The following is an 18392-nucleotide window of genomic DNA, read 5'->3' as shown; positions in this document are numbered from 1 at the left end:
TACATCGACTATTACAACCACCGCCGCATCAAATTGAAACTGAAAGGGCTGAGCCCTGTGCAATACAGGACCCAGCCCTTAAACCTACCCAGCTCAATGAACCGTCCAACTTTATGGGGTCAGTTCAGATTTGTCCGGGGCTTTTTGTTGCGCGGCAACCGCCGCAGGGCAGGGTTGGCGGCGTGGTTCGCGGCTATTTGTCCAACAAAAAGTCCGCCGGCCGGAGCCAGGGGGTGAAGTGGAGTCTCGGCCCGGCACGTGGGCCAAGAAAGTGATCATGCGCTCACAAAGCGGCGAAGCGCGCCCTCAATTGTTAAGAGTTCCCAGGCTGCGCAAAGTCGCTTATCGGCAATGGCTCAGGGACACCGCTTCACCCAGCGTTAACGAGATTAGCGCAAGCTAATAAGTGGACATGCACCCTGTAGTACGTGGCCAAACTAAGCCCCGGCGCCAGAACCCCTAGCGCTGGGGCTTTTTCATCCGGCCGTGACGTTGCGACTCTTCGGCTCCCCGTCACGCTTGCTTCGTGATCTGGATAACCTGCCTGCCGTTGATATCGCGGACGGTGCAGACGACATCGTGGCCTTTGGCTTCTCCCGCCAATCTATCGGCCATCGCGATGGCTGTTTGTCTGGCCAGCCAGAGGTCGTGCAGGCTGGTTCCTTGCTTATCGTGGTAGGTATCCCCGCCATGGCCGAGGTCGAAGAAAAATCGCGGCATGCCCCACCCCCACAACCCGGCTCGCCGATCGAGGTGACACAGGATTTGCGAGCCGCGCTTTCCGCCGACATCTATCCCCGAGGAGAAGTGGTTTCAACCATCGGCGGTGAACCAATGTTCTTCTATAAGCGGTTGTGCCGCAATGAGGACTTCAGTCTCATTGCGCAGCCTGCGATGGTCTACTTCACAGTTATCAAGAGCCCGCCTTAGGATGTCCCCGCGGATACGCGGGCCCAGTGAGGTTCCGATTCCGATAAAAGCAATCTTGCATTTTAATATTAGTTGAACCTAAAGTTAGTCGCGGGGGTGTCGTGTGGAGGATAATCGATGTCAGGTAAACCAACCTCATTCCCGATGCCAAACGACGTGCTAAGCAAGCTTCCCGATCAAGCCGCCGGCCACCTTCCACCAGCCATCTTTGGCGCCGATCTTGAGACCGCCTCTGCCGGCGATCATTTCGCTCCACATGCGGACGTTTCGTTGCCGGAAAACGCGAGCACCGCTCTAGCAGACCATGGCTCGCACATTCCCGCTTTCGTGACCGACTGGCTGCTTTAACGAAAAATCCCGTCGCCTATTTGGCGGTAGAACGAGGTGGGTCGTCATGGGGCGTGGCATTGCGACTGCCTCAATCCTCCCGAAAATCCTTCAGCGAGGCGTGACGCAGCGCCTCCTCGCCCTTAAGGAACTTGACGCGGCCGACCAAGCCGGGTTTCAGCCATTCGGCCTTTTGCTTGGCAAGGCCCTTCGGCGGTGGCGCGCCGGTCTTGCGTTGAACACGATTCCATAGATCCTGTCGTTTTTCTGCTTTGAAGGTGACGAAGGCGCCGCCCATGTAGCGGCCCTTGTCGGCCATCAATACCATGGCCGGCTTGCCGTGCTCTCGCTGCACGCCAATGATGTCCATTTCCTTCTCGATGTAGCACTTGATCTTCCGCCAGTTCATGGTCGAGCCGCAGCGGTAGACGCTGTCCAGCCGCTTCGAAACGATGCCTTCCAGGTTCGCTTCGCAAGCAAGGTGGTAGACGGCGTCGCCAGTGCCTGGCAGGGCCTCGCTGAACTGGATATGCCCGCCGACCGGAACAAGCGCTTGTAAGACTTCCCTGCGGTCCTGGAGCGGCATGTCGCGCAGGTCGTGCCCATTAAGGTGCAAGAGATCGAAAGCCACCAGGTAGAGGTCCTGTGGCCGCCTCGTGATTGCCGAGCGCAGCGAATGGAAATCGGACAGGCCGGCATCATTCGTGACGATCATCTCGCCTTCGATGATGAAGCTCTCGGCCTTGAGCTTTGCCGCTTCCGCCGCGATCGGCCGGTACTTGCTCGTCCAGTCGATCCCGGTCTTCGTGTAGAGCCGGATGCCGTCCTCGTCCTTGATAAGCTGGGTTCTGTAGCCGTCGAATTTCACCTCATGTGACCAGCCATCCCCCTTCGGAGGCTGGTCGACCAGCTCGGGCTCCATCGGCTTGATGAAAGTGAGACGCAACGCACAACCCCAACACGATTCAAGGCACAGGCCGCTGCCTTGTTCCGGAACATTTTAGCAAAATTGAATGTTTATTTGGTTATGAAGAATGACCATGAATGCCGGGCAGCGCTTCGCATGATCCGGGCGACGATCGAGGAGCATTGCCCGCCCGGCGTGCTTATGAGCGAGGAGCAGGTGAACGGGCATTATGGCCCGACGCTACTCGACGAGGCCGAGGCACTGTCAGTCGCGATTGTTGCTACGGTGGAGCGATTGTCGTTTGACAGCACGAAGCCGCCCGCCCCTAGCATCAAGTCCTGAAATGACAAGCCCGCCGACCGAAATCGACGGCTATCTCCCTCAACCTGCCGTGCACCCCTTTCCCGGATGGTCCGGCAGACCCAGAAACCCACGCAACTAGGTGTCATAACCGAACAGCGATCGGCGGCGCTGTAGTTGTGCGGCAACAGTGATGTACCGGCTTGCGGTGTGGACACGGCAGTCGAAGTGAATTGAGCCTTTAGGCCTAGATACCTGCGGGCATTCAGACTAATTGAGTGATTGCTAATACGCGTCTAGATTGCGTGAGCGGGAGGAAACTGGTTGCCACCTAACCAACCCCGCAGTGGCCGGTGCAGCACATTCCCCAAGAAAAACCCCGGTGCGCACCGGCCAGCCCCGTCGCCTTCCGCGATCACACCATGTCAGTCGCGCAGTAATTTAGATAAATTGCATATATCGCTTCGCATAAGCCGGCGCGGCTCCCGACTAGATAACGCCGGCTATCCCTAGCCCGCTGCGGTGAGGTGGCACACTTGCAGCGGGCTATCGGTGTCTTTGAGCAACCAGCTCTATTTTCCCTGTTCGGCTTGGCCTCTGTTTCGCAAGGACTTCAGTACCGATTGCCACCACGCAGCGACGTTGTTCCCATTCGTCAACGGGGGCCGAGGATCTTCTCTTCGCCGCGAAGGACTCGCGGGGTTGCGAAAGCCCTCCTTGGTAACACTACTGAGGAACTGTTCGGCCTGATCGGACCACCCGGAAGCTTCCCCGCCGTTGTCCCTAATCGACTGACGGAATGCCGCGCGCAAAGCGTCAAGGTCATAGATCGAAACCTCATCGCTCTTGTCTTTTCGGCGCATCCGGCGTCCTTGCCAACAGGAACCGGCGTACAACATAGGGACCCGGTGGTTAACACGAACCCCGTAATCGCCGACCATTTCTGGGCATAATTCAGAAGGGTTCGCGTTCGCGACAGCGGTGCCCGGCCTGCGGGGGGGAGTCGGGGGGACTTCGGGCAGACAGGCCGGGCTCTTACCCCGGTTGAAGTGCGGGGCAGAGCGACACTATGCGCTAGTTGTGACTCACCCACATTAACAAATTTTAGGTGTCGCTAATGAAAAGCCCGTCGCAGCTAATAAGCGTAAGCGACGGGCTTCCTGCGATTTTCCCAGTCCGGCGGCTAACATCCCTGGGGACCGACCGCTGCACAGATAACTCATCGGCGTGTAAAGTGTTCCATTTTGCTACGTGAAGCTGCCTTCCCGATGCTCCATCGCTTCGAAAATCAACTCGAAAACGCTGTCGATTTCTTCGTTGATCCCCGATGGCTGGGATGTCTTCCCGCCTCGTCAGCTCGTCAGCCAGGTCACTTACCGCAACCAGGTTGCGCTGATAACGAGCCCCGCACCGAGGGGAACGATGCGGGCTCGTATAGGGAAGCAAAAACCCGACGCGACGCCACGCGCGCCGCCTTGCGGCGGGCATGCTAGCCATAGGCGAGACCACCGATCGCCAAGGCCGCGCTGACCAGGGCGAGCTGGCTCTGCAGCTGGGAAGTCTGCCCGCTGCCCGGCCCGCGACGCCGCCACCGGCTGCGGCATAGGCCGGCCTGCGCGACGCGCTTTTGGGATCCTAGGCAAAAGGCTTGCCTTGGGCTGCCCTTGACGACGTTCGCCATCCCGCGACATTGCGCCGGGATCGTGGCCGCCGATCGCTTGTTTTCCTTGCCGGCAGTGCGCCGCAGCGCCATCGGCGCGAGGCGGCGGTTGAATCTCACCGCAACCTCGTTGAAGTGCCGGCATAAGGAGAAACGAGTGTCGGGAACGAAAGTCCTTTGGGGGCAGATCCTCGCTGTCTTCCTGGTCGTGCTCTTCACGACCTGGGGATCGACACAATGGTCGGCGTGGCAACTAGGCTACCAAGTGGGGTTGGGAACGCCGTGGTTCGTGATCGGCGGCATGCCAGTCTATTATCCGCCTGCCATCTTCTGGTGGTGGTATTTCTACGGAGCCTACGCGCCTGCCATCTTCCTGAGCGGTGGTCTCATTGCCGCGTCTGGTGGCTTCATCGCTATCGCCGTGGCGATCGGGATGTCGCTGTGGCGTGCCCGCGAGGCGACGAATGTCGAGACTTACGGCTCCGCCCGCTGGGCCGGAAAGAGCGAGGCGCAGGCGGCAGGCCTGCTCGCCCCGGACGGCGTGGTGCTGGGGCGGTATGGGTCTCACTACCTGCGCCACGATGGGCCAGAGCATGTGCTTTGCTTTGCGCCGACGCGTTCGGGAAAGGGGGTCGGCCTTGTCGTGCCCTCGCTGCTCACCTGGTCTGGCTCGGCGATCGTCCATGACATCAAGGGCGAGAACTGGGGCCTGACCGCCGGTTTCCGCGCCCGCCACGGCCGTGTGCTGCTTTTTGATCCGACCAATTCCAGATCCGACGCTTACAACCCATTGCTCGAGGTCCGTCGCGGTGAATGGGAGGTCCGCGACGTGCAAAACATCGCCGACATCCTGGTCGATCCCGAAGGTTCGCTTGAACGGCGCAATCATTGGGAAAAGACGAGCCACGCGCTTCTGGTCGGCGCGATCCTGCATGTGCTCTATGCCGGGCCGGAAAAGACACTGGCCGGCGTGGCGGCATTCCTGTCCGATCAGAAGCGGCCGATTGAATCAACCCTGTTGGCGATGATGACCACGCCGCATCTGGGGCAGGGCGGTCCGCACCCGGTCATCGCCAGCGCGGCGCGTGAGTTGCTGAACAAGTCCGACAACGAACGCTCCGGCGTGCTCTCGACGGCGATGTCCTTTCTTGGGCTCTATCGCGATCCGGTCGTGGCCGAGGTGACCCGCGCATGCGGCTGGCGCATCGCCGATCTGGTCACCGACACCCGTCCAGCAACGCTCTATCTCGTCGTGCCGCCCTCCGACATCAGTCGCACCAAGCCGCTGATCCGTCTCATCCTCAACCAGGTCGGCCGCCGCCTGACCGAGGATTTGCATGCCGGGACCGATCGTCACCGCTTGCTTCTGATGCTTGACGAGTTTCCGGCGCTCGGACGGCTAGATTTCTTCGAATCCGCCCTCGCTTTCATGGCCGGCTATGGGCTGAAGAGCTTCCTGATCGCGCAATCCCTCAATCAGATCGAGAAGGCCTACGGGCCCAACAATTCCATTCTGGACAACTGCCATGTGCGCGTCAGCTTCGCGACCAATGACGAACGCACCGCCAAGCGTGTCTCCGATGCCCTTGGCACGGCTACCGAGCTGAAGGCGATGAAGAACTATGCCGGTCACCGGCTCTCACCATGGCTCGGTCACCTCATGGTTTCACGCTCAGAGACGGCACGGCCCTTGCTGACGCCCGGCGAGATCATGCAATTGCCGGCTGGCGACGAGATCGTCATGCTGGCTGGCACGCCGCCGATCCGGGCCAGGAAGGCGCGCTATTTCGAGGACCCGCGGTTGCGGGAGCGCATTCTGCCGCCACCGGCTCTTTCGGGTCGATTTGAACCGCAGCCTGACGATTGGACGAACCTCCCGTTGCCGCTTTCTCCATCTGGTACACCAGCCACAACTTCCGGAGCGGGAGTCCAGGAGGACTCGACCAACTCCGAATGGCGGCGCCAGCCCGAGCTCGATCCCTTTCTGCCGGCTGCAACGGAGCCGACGTTCGTCAACGAGTTCGAGCCCGATGCGGCCGACGAGACGGATGATCTCGCCGCGAGCAGCAGCCGGTTGGCTCGCCTAGCGCGAGGCGTGGCGCGGCAGATCGCGCTCGATCCGGATGACGGCATGGAGTTGTGACGACCGTGACGTCAGCCAAGAAGAAGGTGCAGATTTCCGTCTATCTCGATCCTGCCGTGAGGGAGGGGTTGGTCGAATATGCTGCCCGGCGCGATCGATCCCAGTCGCTTGTTGCTGAGGCGGCGATCGCCTCTTTCCTCTCTCCGGATGCCGACGGCCAGCGTGAGGCGGCGGTGTCCAAACGGCTCGACCGGATCGACCGCCGGATCGCCAGGCTGGAGCGCGATGTCGGCATCTCCATCGAAACGCTGGCCGTGTTCGTGCGCTTCTGGCTGGCGACCACACCCGCTTTGCCTGAGCCGATGGCCCAGGCAGCGCGCGCCAAGGGAAGCGAGCGTTATGAGGCTTTCGTTGCCGCTCTCGGCAGGCGGCTGGCCAAAGGACCAACCTTGGGGCAGGAAATCCCAGAAGACGTCGCTCCGTCGATCGATCCATCACAAGATTGACCTGAAAGGGCATGTCGGAGGGTCGCGCCGCCTGAGCCCGCGCGACGCCTCCAAGTCCTGTTGGTGCAAACGCCTTCGACTGACAGAACCGTCAGTTGGCGGCACCGCATAGCTGCGAGGTCGTCAATCCTGGCGGCACGTTTTCCGAGCGGCCAAATCCATACTTCGCCATGATGGTGGCGATCGTGCCGTTCGACATGACCTTCGCCAGACCCTTATTGTAGAGGTCACGCAGATCCCCATCGTCCTTCCTGAAGGCGATCGCGATATAGCTGATGGACTTCTCGCTGGTCGTGAACGGGCTGGCGCGCTCCAAATCGGGGCTCTTGTTGCCGGCAAGCAGCCCGATCACTGTCGGAGAAGAGAACACGGCGGCGTCTATGCGGCCGGCGCGCAATGCCGCCAGATTGGTCTCGATGTCAGGGAACTGCAGGATGCGGTCCTCCGGCACGCCCTCGGCGATGGCATTCCCGATCACGTTGCTGCCGCGGCCACCGCCCATGATCGCGTCGGATTTCTTGGCGAGATCGGCATAACTGTGGATCGCCTTGGGGTTGCCGGCCAGCACGACCGCCGCGTCGTCCGTTCTCAGGTCCGGCGCGCCGAAGGCGACTTGCTGGCAGCGCGGCGGTGTGATCGAAAGGCCGGACGCCACGGCATCGAAACGCCCGGCCATCAGGCCCGGAATCAAGGCGCCGAACTCGGTCACCTCGAAATCGACCTGCTTGACGCCGAGATCGGCAAAAGCGGCTCTGAGGAGATCCGGGTGCCAGCCCAGCAATTCGCCGGTTCCCTCCTTCTTGTAGCCCCAGGGCGCGCGATTATGGATACCGATGACGATCCTTCCGTCCTTCAGGACGCGTTCTTTCGTCGTTTCCGCTGTGGCCGGCAGCACAGATCCGACAAGTGCGGCATAGGCGATGCAAGCCAGGCCAATGGCGGCCGATCGGGCTCGAAATTTCATCGTGCAGTCCTCCCATGAGATTGAGTCTTCGCGCAGGCGTTCCGCCCTGGCCGCTCAACGCTACGTTGCGGAGGTGTAGTTCGTCAATCTATATGTACAAAATATGTATTTATTATTGCCATGGGGCGAGTGGGAAAGCGCAGCGTCTCTCCGCGCGATCGAATCAGACATGCGCGCGAACTGCCCTCAAGTTGAAGGCGAGTGTCCAATCTCGCCCAGTTGCGGCCGCGATGACCGCTGCAGAATACATCTAATAGATAGGCAAAGCTTCCGAGCGCTTGACCTGGCCGAGCGCGAAGCTGCTTTCGATCGAAGCGATGTTATCCAGCCGCGTCAGCTTGTCCTTGATGAACCGTTCATAGGCCTCGAGGTCGCGCACCACGATGCGCATCAGGTAGTCCCGCTGGCCGGTCATGAGATAACAATCGACCACCTCGGGCCAGCGCAGCACGGCTTGCGAGAAGCGGTCGAGATCGTCCTCGCGTTGCCGTTCGAGCTTGATTGACGCGAAAGCGCTGATCGGCAGGCCGAGCTTCTTCTGGTCGACGACCACGGTGTAGCCTTTGATAACCCCAGCGCTCTCCAGGATCCTGACGCGTCGCGCGCAAGGCGAGGGCGAAAGACCGACGGCCTCGGCGAGATCGTTCGTTGTCGCCTTCGCATTTTTCTGCAGCGCGGCGATGATCTTCAGGTCGATTGCGTCAAGTGCCGGATTTGGCATGTTTCCCTCATCTGGGCATCACTGTTGGCTGAATTAGCCAATATCGTCGATCTGCTTGCATAAGAATAGTCACTTTTGACGTCTGGAAACCGCTACCGTTGGGTCGCAGTCTGACGGGAGTTGAAGATGACGATCCTTTCCGAGCTTGAACGCAAGGTTCTGTGGCTGGCTGTTTGGATGATCCATCACGCCAATCATGTTCGGGGGTCGGAGGACGGCCTCAAAATCGGCGGTCATCAGGCCTCGTCGGCGTCCGCCTCGACCTTGTTGACGGCGCTCTATTTCCAAGTCCTGAGGCCTGAGGACCGCGTTGCCGTCAAGCCGCATGCCAGCCCCGTCTTCCATGCCATCCAGTACCTGTTCGGCAAGCAGACGCTCGAGCAATTGCAGAATTTTCGCGGCTATCGCGGCGCGCAGTCCTATCCATCCCGAACCAAGGACATCGACGACGTCGATTTCTCGACCGGATCGGTTGGACTGGGCGTGGCGCAGACCCTGTTCTCGTCACTGGTCCAGGACTATGTCAGGGCAAAGGGCTGGAATGCCGACCGGCCGGAAGGTCGGATGGTTGCTCTTCTCGGTGACGCCGAAATGGATGAAGGCAATATCTTCGAGGCCCTTCTAGAAGGCTGGAAGCACGGCCTTCGCAACACCTGGTGGGTGGTCGACTACAACCGGCAAAGCCTCGACGCGGTGGTGCGCGAGGGCCTGTGGCAGCGCTTCGAATCGCTGTTCCGCAACTTCGGCTGGGAAGTGGTGATCCTGAAACATGGGACATTGCAAAAGGCGGCCTTCGAGGAAGAGGGCGGCGAGAAGCTGCGGACCTGGATTGATGCATGCCCCAATCAGCTCTATTCCGCGCTGACCTTCCAGGGTGGCGCTGCATGGCGCAGGCGCCTTCTGGACGATCTCGGCGACCAGGGACCGGTCACCCGCCTGATCGAGAAGCGCAGCGACGAGGACCTTGCCGCCTTGATGGCAAACCTCGGCGGCCACGATCTGGCGACGATCGTCGATGCCTTCGAGGAAGCCCGCGGTCATGATCGTCCGACCTGTTTCATCGCCTATACGATAAAGGGCTTCGGGCTGCCGCTGGCCGGCCACAAGGACAACCACGCCGGATTGATGACGCCGGCGCAGGTCGAAGCGCTGCGGCAAGTCATGGGCGTTCGCGAAGGGCGCGAATGGGACAGGTTCGAGGGCCTCACATACGATGAGGCCGAGATCCGGTCCTATCTGGCATCGGCTCCTATCGCCAAGGCAGCTACGCGCCGCCACACAGCCCCCGCAATTCCGGCGCCGGCGCGGATCGATGTTGCCCTCCAGGCGGCGATGTCGACACAACAGGGGTTCGGACTTTTGATGCACGACATTGCAAAATCAGACAGCGATTTTGCGAAGCGTGTCGTCACGACGTCTCCCGACGTCACGGTCTCGACCAATCTGGGCGCTTGGGTGAACCGGCGAGGTCTGTTCGCGCGTTCCGATCAGTCGGACTTATTCCGGGAAGAACGCATTCCCTCCACCTTCAATTGGACTTTTTCGCCGTCGGGACAGCATTTCGAATTGGGCATTTCCGAGATGAACCTTTTCACGATGCTTTCGGCGCTTGGTTTGTCCCACTCGCTTCACGGCGAGCGGCTGCTCCCGGTTGGAACCCTCTATGATCCATTCATCGAGCGCGGCCTCGATGCGCTCAATTATGCCTGCTATCAGGATGCCCGCTTTATTCTGGCCGCGACGCCGTCCGGCGTCACCCTGGCGCCAGAGGGGGGAGCGCATCAATCCATCGCCACGCCGCTGATCGGCATGGCGCAGGACGGGCTGGCGACGTTCGAGCCGGCCTATGTTGATGAGCTGGCAGTCATCCTGCGTTGGGCATTCGACTACATCCAGCGTTCCGGTGAGGCCGAGCCCGACGACCGCACCTGGCTTCGGGATCAGACAGGGGGTTCGGTCTACCTCAGGCTCTCGACGCGATCGATCGAGCAGCCGACACGTCAGGCGAAGGGTCCGCCGGGGCGCGACATCGTCGATGGGGCCTATTGGCTGCGCAAACCCGGACCGAACGCTGAAATCGTCATCGCCTATTCAGGGGCTGTCGCGCCGGAGGCGGTACAGGCAGTGGGACTGATGGCCGGAGACCGGCGCGACGTCGGGCTGTTGGCCGTGACATCGGCCGATCGGCTGAACGCTGGATGGTCGGCTGCGGCGCGGGCACGCCAGTATGGTCATCCGCGCGCCACCAGTCATGTCGAGCGCCTGTTGGCTGCTCTTCCGGCCTCCTGCGCGATCGTGACGGTGTTGGACGGTCATCCGGCGACACTCGCGTGGCTCGGCTCGGTGCACGGCCACCGCACGCGGGCGCTGGGCGTCGAGCATTTCGGGCAGACCGGTACGATCGCGGATCTCTACCGGCATTACGGGATCGATGCGCAAGGCATCATGGCTGCGGCGCAATCTGTGTCGGCCGGCCGGCCGCTGAGGCATCTTGGCTTCGCCGCCTGACGACGCCACTCGGGGGGCTATTCGATAGAAAGCACGTCAATACCGGAATTCCTTGAGGGCAGCTTGCAATCGTCGGCGCCATCCTCCTCGCGGCGAGTAAGCGTGGGGGAGGTGGAAATGGCTGGCGCCTGCGATCTTATGAGTCGTGAAATCTCGCGGTCGTCGGTTGGGACAGGAACGGCGATCGCGCATCACGGCGAACTCATCCAGGGCGTCTTCAAGGATGATGGCGGGCGCCTTCACCGCGGGCTCGTAACGCTGCCGATTGCCGGCTTGAGATCGGAGGCGACCTTCGCCAGGAGCGACGACGACGCGATCGTTGTCCACCCCGATCACAAGATCAAGGCGTCGGCAGCCGCGCGGCTCACGCTCGATTTCCTGAACGTTACCGGCGGCGGCGTGCTGACGCTTCAAAGCTCAATTCCCGTGGGGCACGGCTACGGCTCATCGACGGCGGACGTCGTCGCTTCCATTCGCGCTGTCGCCGCGGCCCTCAAGGTCCAGTTGCGGCCCTCCAGCATCGGGCGTCTCGCCGTTGCCGCCGAGCGCGCCAGCGACGCGATCGCCTTTGACGATCACGCGGTGCTGTTCGCGCAACGCGAAGGCGTGGTCATCGAGAATTTCGGCGGCTCCCTGCCGCCGCTGCTTCTCATCGGCTTCAAGGCAAATGATGGCGTCCCGGTCGACACTTTGCAGCTGCCGCCCGCGCGCTACGACAGTGCTGAAATCCAGGAATTCGGCGTGCTTCGGGCGCTGGTGGCGCGGGCGGTCCGTCTCCAGGACCCATATCTTCTCGGACGCGCCGCCTCGGCCAGTGCCGCGATCAGCCAACGCCACTTGCCCAAACAGGGCTTCGACGAGATCGCCGAAATCGCCAGGCGAGCCGGCGCATGCGGGGTGCAGGTCGCCCATAGCGGCTCGCTATTCGGTCTGATTTTCGATCTTTTCGCGGCGAACCTGAAGCGGCGGGCAGCGCTCGTCGCGCAGCAGATAAGACGCGCCGGCTTCAATGACGTCGAGGTCCATATGGTCAATGCGGAGGGTCGGACATGGTGACCCCCGCAGTGGACTATATCAGAGACCTTGAGACCCCGCGTCTTGCGCTCCTGGCGCCAAACCTCGTGGCCGCCGCCTTTCCGCTGATGAAGCTGATGCCGGCCCGCTACATTCTGGATCGGGCAGCATCGAATGGCGAACTGAAAGCCGGCTCCCACATTGTCGAGACGACGTCCGGCACCTTCGGCATGGCGGTGGCGCTGCTCGCGGCGGCACGTGACTATCGCTTGACGCTCGTCACCGCCTCAACGCTGATCGATGCCAAGTACAAAGCCCGCCTGGAGCGCATTGGCGCCACGGTCATCGCGCTTGACGATCCGCGCGGCGACGGCAACCAGGCCGGCCGGCTCGAGCGCCTCCAGGAAATCCTGGCCAAGGAGCGGGACGGCTTCTGGACCCGCCAATACGACAGTCCAGGGAACTGGCTCGCTTATGCGCGGCTGGCCGAACTCTTTATCCGCGCAATGGGCAAGGTTGATTGCCTGGTCGGCTGCGTCGGTACGGGCGGTTCGCTATGCGGCACAGCGTCCTTTCTGCGAACGGTCTTTCCCCACCTGACGGTGTTCGCCGTCGATACGCATCGGAGCATTCTGTTCGGACAGCCCGTCGGCAAACGCATGCTGCGGGGCTTGGGCAACAGCGTTCTGCCGAAAAACGTCAGGCACGAGCTTGTCGACGAGATACATTGGGTTGGCGCCTATCCGGCCTATATGACCGCGCACCGTTTGCTGCGCGAGTACGGGATCTTCATGGGGCCGACCAGCGGTGCCGCCGCGTTGGTGGCGCAATGGGTTGCATCGACGCTTCCGGACGCACAGGTCGCGGTCATCATGCCCGACGAAGGCCATCGTCACGCCGAGACTGTCTATAATGACGACTGGCTCGGCACGCTGCCTGGCTGGCCTTGCAAGGAACTCTCCGAGCCGAGGACGCTGACGACAATCGTGCCGGCAGCAGAGACACAATGGACGCGCTTTCTTTGGCTTGGTCGAAGTCTCGACGATGTGCTGAAAACGCAGTCGGCGAGCGAGGTGCCGCCGGCCGTTGGCGCGGCGGAAAATCTATGAACTGAGCTCCGGCCCGTTTTCGTCAAGCCAGTGCCAGGCTTCGTCCGTCGTCTGGAAGATCCGGTCATGTTGGTTCGATGCGGCGGACCGATCGAGGTCCTTGAGACCGCTGGCCGTCACTACCGCCACGACACGGTCCGTGGCTGCGATGACACCTCGATCCGTCAACGTCGATATTGCGATCAGCGGCGTGACCGACGCCAGTTCGGCAAAAATACCTTCATCCCGCGCAAGGCGTTCCTGCATCGGGATCAGGCCATGATTGTTGACGGGGACGGCGTGCCCGCCGGATTCGCGCAGAGCCTTCAGCGCTTGATACGTGCTGCGTGGCGTGCCGATCGATACGGCAAGACTGTCGAAGAGCATCTTGCGTTCGCTCAGGGCGTCGGCGCCGCTGGCGAGGGCGTCCGTCAGCGACCCGTGCACCTCCGCGGCGACGAGGCGAGGCAGGCGCGAAATCGCCCCTTGTGCGTACAACTCGCAGAACCCCGCCCACACGCCGGACAACGCATCGCCATAGCACACCGGCAGGACGCACCAGTCTGGCGCCATCCCATCCTGCTGCTCGACGATCTCGTAGGCGATCGTCTTATAGCCTTCGATGCCGAGGGGATGGCTGCCGACGACCGGACCGTGATAGGGCGAGGCGATGAACCAGTCGTAGCGGGCGGCGGCCTGTTCAAGCAGCGACCATCGATCCATCTTGTTGACCAGGGGCAGCACCGTCGCGCCATACTTGCGGATTTGCGCCAGCATCGCGCCGGCTGAGCCCGCGAAAGTGGTGACGACGCATTTCAGCCCGGCTCGGGCGGCGTATGCCGCCAGCGAAGCGCCGGCGTTCCCCGAGGAGGCGGTCGCCACGGTCTTTGCGCCACGCGCCCGCGCCACGCTGACCGCGATGGTTGAGAAGCGGTCCTTATGCGACCAGGTCGGGTTTCGGCCTTCGTCCTTGACCGCGAGGTTCGGTACGCCGAGAAACGCGCCGATGCGCGGCGCTGCAAGCAAAGGCGTCAGACCCTCGCCCAGGCTCACTGCCTCCGCTTCCGTGCAGGGGAGCATAGGCGCGAAACGCCACAGGGAGCGCGAGGTGGTGGCGCTCTCCAAAGGGTGAGGGTTTGGGTCCGAGTAGACCGGCCGAAGATTTGCCGGCGCGGTTTCCCGACACCGCGCGCACCCTTTGGAGTCGATACTGACATCGGCAGGGTAGGACGCACCGCATCGGATGCAGGCGAATTCCAGGACCCGGCATTTGTCACTTTCTGGACGGCTGGTCTCACCCGAGGAATGCGCGGACATGTCGTGCGCGAGATCGCGAAACCGCCGGCTAGACATGGCTATTCCTTGTCCGGGAAATGATTGAATTCGCTCGCCGTTTCAAACAGCCCACGGCACCGCTGTCAATGCGGAATGTGCACTATAGTGTGTCGCACCATAGTGCGCGCCGTAGCATCCGTTGTTGGATGAAACTTCGCGGCGTTTTTGGTCTGAACGTGCAGCGGCTTCGGAGAGAAAGAAAACTCTCTCAGGAGCAGTTGTCTTTCGTTTCGGGCCGCACGCGAGCCTATATCAGTAGCGTCGAAGCCGGACGGCGCAACGCTACTCTGGATACGGTCGAGATTTTGGCCAAGGCCTTGAATGTCGAGCCGCAAGAGTTGGTCTCGGCGATCCCGGTGAATAGGCGAGCTATTCGGGCGACGAAACAAGGTGCGGCGAAGTCGACGGAATGAAGCCTGATGTTTTCGTCGATACGTTGAGCGCGATTCACCTTTTCTCGACTTTAAGCCGTCTAATTGACTCCTTCAGTGTACATTCGGTGTTGGTCCCATTGAAGATGGCATCTGGACACGCATAGGTTGTTCCGCGGGTAGGGCCTTTTTTGCGGTCTAGGTCTGCCAATGGAGAACGAAATCATTGACCTCGTTGCGGCGATCTCGAAGATCGACACTGCACGGTCGGCTGAAGCAATCCTTCAGGAGTTCCGCTCGGCCCTGGCGCGCTACGGATTTCGCAATTTTCTGATCACCGGCCTGCCGGTGCCGCACGATGCGGACTGGCAACGCGAGATCCTGGGTGATGGCTGGCCCGTCGATTGGTATAATCGCTATATCTCCGAGGATCACTTTCAGCACGATCCCTGCGTTGCCCAGTGCCGGCACTCGCCGCAGCCCTTCCTGTGGCGAGAGCTTCCGGCCGCGAGACTGTCTAAGCGCTCAAGACTGGTGATGGACGAGGCGGCTGAGTTCGGGATGAAAGACGGTATTTGTGTTCCCATTCACGTGCCACTAGCGGGGCCAAGTGTCGTCACAGTGGCGAGCGACCGGATAGAAGTTCCGCCAAGCACCTTGCCCTTTATCGAGACGCTTTGCGTTCATACCTTTCGCAGCCTCGCAGGGCTGGGAACACCCGGCGACGGCGGCGGCGATGAGCCCACGCCTTTGACGGCGCGTGAGCGCGAGCTCCTGGAGTGGAGCGCACAAGGCAAAACCACCGACGATATCGCCTGCATCCTCGGCGTTACCAGGAACACGGTCGAAAGCCATCAGCGCAACATCCGGGGAAAGCTCGATGCGATCAATGTGTCACATGCCATCGTCAAAGCGCTGCGACGGCAGGAAATCCACATTTAGCAATACCTGAATACCGTCATACGTACCGCAAGTCCGTTTTCCTACGACCCTCCGCCTGGAGGTGTCATGGTCCGTATACATTTGGTCACCTGGGAAAACAGGAAGCTCTACAGGAAGGTTCTGGAGCGCTACTTTCGCATAAGATACGACATTTACGTCAAGCAGAGGCGATGGCGCGCCGTCGCCCGGCCCATCAACATCGAGATCGACGCCTTTGACAACGAGCACGCACTTTATGTTTTGGCGCTCGATGCCAACGGCAAGATCGTGGGCGGCTCCCGTCTTGTTCCCACGCTGGAGCCGCATCTCATGAGCGAGGTCTTTCCGATACTCGCCGGCGGAACACCGCCGAGGGCAGCCGAAATTTTCGAATGGACGCGCTTCTTTGTCATCCCATCTCTTCGCACGAAGGGAGCCTCGTCGCCGGTTGCTGGGTTCGTCCTCTGCGGGCTTCTCGAGACGGCGCAAAGTCTGGGAATTCGACAGATCAGCGTGGTATGCGAAACATTCTGGCCAAAGCGCCTGCGTGCGCTTGGCTGGACGCTGTTCGAACTCGGCAACGCTCTCCAGCATCCCGATGGCGACATCATCGCGCTGCTGATCGATGTCACGCCTGAGGCGATTGAGCAGACCCGCCGCGCTTACGGCATCAGCGGCGTCATACTTGCGGATAAAATCTAGGCTGATTGCCACCGATAATCGATCCCCAACCGAAGACCTCTCCGACGACCACTTTGGGCCGCAATTGGACCGTCACCTTGGAAGGAGCACTAAGTCGGAAAGCCGACATCAAACTACGCCAGCTTTCTGGTTAGTCCAGCGATTGGGACGGCTGCAAATTTGACGGTTTATGAGTTGTGCAAAGCAGAGAATATCAGGCCGATTACCGAAGCAGTTGCCGCGTAAAGGATGGGCAATGTTTTGGCGCTCACGCCTTTTCGCAGCAAAGTATGTCCAAGATGATCCGTGCCGCCGATCCACGGCCGGCGTCCTTGCCGCAATCGGCGGAAGACAACGAACACGGCGTCGATCAGGGGAACGGCTATCCATGCCAGTGATGCACCTAAGCCGCCCCCGGAGGCGTAGAGCACGATTGCCGCACCAAGCATAAGGCTGCCGCTGTCGCCCATGAAAATGCGCGCCGGCGGATAGTTGAAGCAGAGAAAGGCAAGACAGGCGCCCGCTCCGGCCAACCCGACGTCGCCGCCCAGACCCATAAACGCCACGGCAACGACGCTCGCCGCAAGACCATCTGCATGGTCGAGCATATTGACCGCGTTACAGGCTATCCAAATGACGATTGGAACCCACCACAGGCCGGTTACCATACCAGCCAGGATCGACGCCGCGGCCAGTGCAACTGCCTTAGCGCCGGAGGAAAGCGAACGGATGTCATCGAGGGCGCCGATCAAGCAGAAGGCCGCGAGCAGAAGACCACGCTCAGCCGGAAGCCAAGGGGCCATCGCCGCCAGCATAGCCGGTCCCGCCAGCCGAGGAACCTCGCCCGACGTGTGCCATCGGTCGCTCTTGACCTTCGAGACTGCGCCGATGAAGGTCGCAAGGCGAGCCGACACCCAAACGCAAGGGATAGCTATGAACAGAGCCCCGACGAACGGGACGAATGAGCCAAGCGTCAAGCCATCACTCGTTTGGCGCACATGTGCTCGATGCAGTCAGCGATCGTCTGCCTAGTGCTGCGCAGCGGACGCCAGCCCGTCATGGTGGTCAAAAGGCTGGTATCCGGCACCCGATCACAGGTTACGGCGAAACGCTCGCCATAAACCGCGTTGGATGGCTTCATGACGATAGGGGCGTTCGTCTTAGCGGCTTCAACCACCATCTTGGCAAGGTTGCCGATCTGAACGGCCTCGCTGCCGCCGAGATTGACCGGCCGGCCGCGTAGGGATCGGGATTGCATGACCAGAAGCAGCCCTTCGGCTGCGTCGGCGACATGCAGGAATGCCCGCCTCTGCTCGCCGTCATCATGAACGACAAGCGGCTCACCACGCAAGGCGGCGTTAACGAAGACTGGCAAGACCAGGCCCGTCGCCGATCGTTGCCGCGGCCCGGCCATGTTGAATGGTCGCACGATCCAGGTCGGTATGCCGAGATCGAAAAATAGTCCGGCGACAAGATGCTCGACTGCTGCCTTCGCCGATGCATAACCCCATCGTGGCCGCAGATCCGTAATCACCGGATCGGCTTCAGTAATCGGCCGATCCCGACCCGAACCGTAAACTTCTGAGCTTGATGTATAAAGCAGCGGGCGCCGGTGAAACCGGCATGCCTCGACGATCGCGCATCCCGACTCCAGAATCCCGCTGGTGACGGCAAAGCGCTCCTTATGGGCAAGTTGAACCCCAATCGGACTCGCGAGATGAAACACCGCGTCAGCCCGACGGACCTCATCGTGGACAGTCGCACTGAAACCCGGATCGCCGACTCTGAAGGTATGGATCGTCAAGCGAGGGTTGCCAATTGGAAGATTGCTCAACAAGCCGTTCGAGAGGTCATCGATAACGGTGACAGCGCAGTTGCGCGCAAGCAGCAGATCAACCAACGCCGACCCTACGAAGCCCGCGCCGCCTGTAACCAGAACATGTGTATGCCGGCCGAATTCAACCATCTCCGCGCTATGGTTGTCCAACGTGCCACCCTCCTGATCGACCCGTAGCCTCGCAACGCACGGGAGAGTTTTTATACAGTCAAGGACGCAACGAACAACCGCTTTTTTCT

General features: G+C 61.1%; 18 protein-coding genes and 1 pseudogene. 12 read left to right on the top strand and 7 right to left on the bottom strand.

The genetic code is table 11. The annotated features are described in order from the left end of the window. The 3 genes and pseudogenes from EN852_RS27765 to EN852_RS27755 all read left to right on the top strand — a co-directional run. Nucleotides 1-81: pseudogene (locus EN852_RS27765) on the top strand (IS3 family transposase); the annotation flags it as partial. Nucleotides 82-519: 438 nt separating this feature from the next. Further along, nucleotides 520-930 (top strand): hypothetical protein, encoded by a 411-nt coding sequence (locus EN852_RS27760; protein WP_127878796.1) that lies wholly within the window; start codon nt 520-522, stop codon nt 928-930. A 117-nt stretch (nt 931-1047) separates the two neighbouring features. Beyond that, nucleotides 1048-1278, top strand: coding sequence for a hypothetical protein (locus tag EN852_RS27755; protein ID WP_127878794.1), 231 nt, complete (start codon nt 1048-1050; stop codon nt 1276-1278). Nucleotides 1279-1348: 70 nt separating this feature from the next. Here EN852_RS27755 and EN852_RS27750 read toward each other — a convergent pair whose 3' ends face one another. Then, nucleotides 1349-2203: an ATP-dependent DNA ligase gene (locus EN852_RS27750; RefSeq protein WP_127878792.1), complete on the bottom strand. Its 855-nt coding sequence runs from the start codon at nt 2201-2203 to the stop codon at nt 1349-1351. Nucleotides 2204-2242: 39 nt separating this feature from the next. Here EN852_RS27750 and EN852_RS27745 point away from each other — a divergent pair, with 39 nt between their 5' ends. Beyond that, complete coding sequence (locus EN852_RS27745; protein WP_246694431.1) at nt 2243-2506, top strand: hypothetical protein; 264 nt, start codon at nt 2243-2245, stop codon at nt 2504-2506. A 1447-nt stretch (nt 2507-3953) separates the two neighbouring features. Here the strand turns inward: EN852_RS27745 and EN852_RS27740 are convergent. Then, the gene (locus EN852_RS27740) at nt 3954-4244 is read right to left on the bottom strand and encodes a hypothetical protein (protein ID WP_127878790.1); all 291 of its coding nucleotides are present in this window, start codon (nt 4242-4244) and stop codon (nt 3954-3956) included. 37 nt (nt 4245-4281) lie between these two features. Between EN852_RS27740 and EN852_RS27735 the strand changes: the two genes are divergently transcribed. After that, nucleotides 4282-6267: a conjugal transfer protein TraG gene (locus EN852_RS27735; RefSeq protein ID WP_127878788.1), complete on the top strand. Its 1986-nt coding sequence runs from the start codon at nt 4282-4284 to the stop codon at nt 6265-6267. 5 nt (nt 6268-6272) lie between these two features. Further along, nucleotides 6273-6713, top strand: a complete 441-nt coding sequence (locus tag EN852_RS27730) for a CopG family transcriptional regulator (protein WP_126060889.1) — start codon at nt 6273-6275, stop codon at nt 6711-6713. Between the two features lie 91 nt (nt 6714-6804). Here EN852_RS27730 and ehuB read toward each other — a convergent pair whose 3' ends face one another. Both ehuB and EN852_RS27720 read right to left on the bottom strand, forming a co-directional pair. Next, a complete protein-coding gene (gene ehuB / locus EN852_RS27725; RefSeq protein ID WP_127878786.1) occupies nt 6805-7677 on the bottom strand; it encodes an ectoine/hydroxyectoine ABC transporter substrate-binding protein EhuB in 873 nt (290 codons plus the stop codon). 250 nt (nt 7678-7927) lie between these two features. Further along, on the bottom strand, nt 7928-8398 hold the full coding sequence (locus EN852_RS27720) for an Lrp/AsnC family transcriptional regulator (RefSeq protein WP_127878784.1): 471 nt from the start codon (nt 8396-8398) through the stop codon (nt 7928-7930). 126 nt (nt 8399-8524) lie between these two features. Between EN852_RS27720 and EN852_RS27715 the strand changes: the two genes are divergently transcribed. From EN852_RS27715 to EN852_RS27705, 3 genes are all read left to right on the top strand, one after another. After that, complete coding sequence (locus EN852_RS27715; protein ID WP_127878782.1) at nt 8525-10906, top strand: transketolase; 2382 nt, start codon at nt 8525-8527, stop codon at nt 10904-10906. A gap of 117 nt (nt 10907-11023) precedes the next feature. Further along, nucleotides 11024-11962, top strand: coding sequence for a kinase (locus tag EN852_RS27710; RefSeq protein ID WP_189546225.1), 939 nt, complete (start codon nt 11024-11026; stop codon nt 11960-11962). Next, nucleotides 11956-13029 carry a PLP-dependent cysteine synthase family protein gene (locus EN852_RS27705; RefSeq protein ID WP_127878780.1) on the top strand — a complete coding sequence of 358 codons (1074 nt, stop codon included), beginning with the start codon at nt 11956-11958 and terminating at the stop codon, nt 13027-13029. Before EN852_RS27710 ends, EN852_RS27705 begins: the two co-directional genes overlap by 7 nt. Here EN852_RS27705 and EN852_RS27700 read toward each other — a convergent pair. Beyond that, nucleotides 13024-14325 (bottom strand): threonine synthase, encoded by a 1302-nt coding sequence (locus EN852_RS27700; protein WP_246694433.1) that lies wholly within the window; start codon nt 14323-14325, stop codon nt 13024-13026. The genes EN852_RS27705 and EN852_RS27700 overlap by 6 nt on opposite strands. Nucleotides 14326-14489: 164 nt before the next feature. Between EN852_RS27700 and EN852_RS27695 the strand changes: the two genes are divergently transcribed. The 3 genes from EN852_RS27695 to EN852_RS27685 all read left to right on the top strand — a co-directional run bounded on the left by EN852_RS27695 (nt 14490) and on the right by EN852_RS27685 (nt 16337). Next, a complete protein-coding gene (locus EN852_RS27695; protein ID WP_127878776.1) occupies nt 14490-14756 on the top strand; it encodes a helix-turn-helix transcriptional regulator in 267 nt (88 codons plus the stop codon). Between the two features lie 168 nt (nt 14757-14924). Continuing rightward, nucleotides 14925-15656 carry a LuxR family transcriptional regulator gene (locus tag EN852_RS27690; RefSeq protein ID WP_127878774.1) on the top strand — a complete coding sequence of 244 codons (732 nt, stop codon included), beginning with the start codon at nt 14925-14927 and terminating at the stop codon, nt 15654-15656. Nucleotides 15657-15737: 81 nt separating this feature from the next. Next, nucleotides 15738-16337, top strand: coding sequence for an acyl-homoserine-lactone synthase (locus tag EN852_RS27685; protein WP_246694430.1), 600 nt, complete (start codon nt 15738-15740; stop codon nt 16335-16337). Between the two features lie 167 nt (nt 16338-16504). On the opposite strand, the gene EN852_RS27680 is transcribed toward EN852_RS27685, so the two are convergent. Next, the gene (locus EN852_RS27680) at nt 16505-17131 is read right to left on the bottom strand and encodes an MraY family glycosyltransferase (protein ID WP_246694429.1); all 627 of its coding nucleotides are present in this window, start codon (nt 17129-17131) and stop codon (nt 16505-16507) included. A gap of 158 nt (nt 17132-17289) precedes the next feature. Continuing rightward, nucleotides 17290-18303, bottom strand: coding sequence for an NAD-dependent epimerase/dehydratase family protein (locus EN852_RS27675; protein ID WP_127878767.1), 1014 nt, complete (start codon nt 18301-18303; stop codon nt 17290-17292). Between the last annotated feature and the right edge of the window lie 89 nt (nt 18304-18392).

This window comes from Mesorhizobium sp. M2E.F.Ca.ET.209.01.1.1 (assembly GCF_004010375.2).
GTDB lineage: Bacteria > Pseudomonadota > Alphaproteobacteria > Rhizobiales > Rhizobiaceae > Mesorhizobium.
This window is presented reverse-complemented; position numbering and strand designations above follow the sequence as displayed.